The 2,280-nt window shown below is 64.8% G+C and carries 1 protein-coding gene; it reads left to right on the top strand.

Features of this window, described 5'->3' with window-relative positions; all coding sequences use genetic code 11:
* Positions 1-612: 612 nt before the first annotated feature.
* A complete protein-coding gene (gene ltrA, locus ACZ6D7_RS47480) occupies positions 613-2,133 on the top strand; it encodes a group II intron reverse transcriptase/maturase (RefSeq protein WP_469505158.1) in 1,521 nt (506 codons plus the stop codon).
* The last annotated feature ends 147 nt before the right edge of the window (positions 2,134-2,280 follow it).

The following is a 2,280-nucleotide window of genomic DNA, read 5'->3' as shown; positions in this document are numbered from 1 at the left end:
CTCGGCTGTGCGCCACGAGGCGCTGATGGATCTCGCGGGATGAGAGGCCCGCCGCTGGTCCTCGCAGGGACCGGTTGAAGCTGGAGGCAGGCTGAGCCCCGGGTTGGGGGTGAGGCCGGAAGCAGCCTCGACAACGTAGGGGCGGACCGACACCACCAGACGGTTCGTGCCCGCAAGCGAAGACGGAATGGGTGCAAGGAAACTGAACCAGTGGTTGACGTCCCGTGAGTCGTCAGCGGCCTGCCGAACCTGGTGGATGGGCCGCTTTGCAGTGCTGGAGAGTGCTCTATCCGATGGCCTCTCCTCTCCCGCCGCCTTTATCCCATGGGTTTCGGGAGGCCCGGACCAAGACTGCGATGTGCGGTCCGTGGCGATGCTGCCGGGGTATAGCTGGGCACCGAAGCCGTCACAGAGATCCTCAGTGAACGTGGGAAGCGATCTGGCATCGCCCTTCCCGTCCGGCACCCGGCCGGGCGGCGGGCAGGCGCGACGCCCGCTGATGACGCCAGATCGTGGCGGAGTCGCCGTAGTACTCCGAGGACGGGAAAGCCGTCTGCATGGGGAAGGGCGACAGCGTGATGGCAGCAGGACTGCTGTCGGGGAGGGACGTTGTTGAACAACGACGCGCCGCCGCTTTGGCCAGGCAGTATGGCGGCCGAACGGCGGGTACTCGATCATCAGATCAAGCTGCACCGATGGGCAAGGAACGAGCCGGATCGCCGGTTCGACGATGTATTCAACTTGGTCTGTGACCGGGCCACTTTGGTGGTGGCCTGGGAACGGGTGTCCGGCAACCGGGGTGCCAGGACAGCAGGCGTGGACGCGGTCACCCACTACCACATCGAGGAACGCCATGGAGTGATTCCGTTCCTGGAGGAGCTTCGCTCCTCGCTCAAGGACGGGTCCTTCACCGCGCTTCCGGTCAAGCAGGCGGTGATTCCCAAGAAGAACGGCAAGGTCCGTTATTTGGGGATCCCGACTCTGCGGGACCGCGTCGCGCAGATGGCCCTCAAGCTGGTCCTGGAGCCGATTTTCGAGGCCGATTTCTACCCGTCCAGCTACGGGTATCGGCCTGGGCGTCGGGCTCAGGATGCCATCGCCGAGATCCACCGCTTCACCCGCAAGCCGTCGACCTACGACTGGGTCATCGAGGGCGACATCAAGGCTTGCTTCGACAACGTCGACCATCACGTCCTGATGGATCTGGTGGCCGAGCGCATCAAGGACCGCAAGGTCCTGCGGCTGGTCAGCGCGTTTCTGCGGGCCGGAGTCGTCGAGCTGCACGGTGGATTCGCGGAGACCCTCACGGGCACTCCGCAAGGAGGAGTCGCCTCCCCGCTGCTGGCCAACATTTATCTCTCCGTCCTGGATCGGTACTTCTCGCGGATCTGGAACACCGAGATGAGCCCTGGCTGGCAACGGCAAGCCCGGCGCCGGAAGGGGCTGCCGAACTACCGTCTGGTGCGATACGCCGACGACTTCGTCGTGCTCGTGCACGGCACCAAGTCCGAGGCCGAGACGCTCAAGGCGGAGATCGGTGAACTGCTGGCCCGCAAGCTGAAGATGACCCTCTCGGTCGAGAAGACCCACATCACCCACATCGACGACGGCTTCGTCTTCCTGGGCTTCCACATCCAGCGAAGGCCCTGGTGCGACGGCCGTCGCGTCGTGCTCACCATCCCGTCCAAGCCCGCCTTGGCGTCGGTGATGCACAAGGTCAAGAAACTGACGGGGCGAAGTACGACGTCGCTCTCGTTGGAGGAGGTGCTGCGGTCGGTCAATCCGGTCCTTCGAGGCTGGGCTGCCTATTTCCGCTACGGCGCATCGAAGAGAACGTTCTCCTACCTCGGCTGGTACGCGTGGTGGAGGCTGCTTCTCTGGATTCGCTACAAGCACCCCCGCCTGACCTGGAAACAGCTGCGGCGCCGCTACTACGGGGCGGACCGCATCACCGAGGGCGGGATCGTCCTCTACAACCCGGCGAAGATGCGGGTCCAGCGATACACGTTCCGTGGAGCGCAGATCAGCACGCCTTACAACATCGACGAGGTCGATCCCGACGGAGCACGCTTCCGCCGGACGAACCACGACGATGTGGCCTTCGTCGGCCAGGTCAGCGAATACCTCGCCTGACACATCGGATCACGTGGAGAGCCGGATGCTCGGCCAACGGGCACGTCCGGTTCGGCGGGCGGGGACGGGAAAACCGACACCGGAAACGGTGCACGGCGTCCCGTCCCCGACCCAACACATGGAACTCGACCGCCGCGGCGCCGAACT

It is taken from the genome of Streptomyces sp. NPDC041784 (assembly GCF_055591025.1).
The sequence above is the reverse complement of the archived record's forward strand: the minus strand, read 5'-3'. Positions and strand labels throughout refer to the sequence as shown.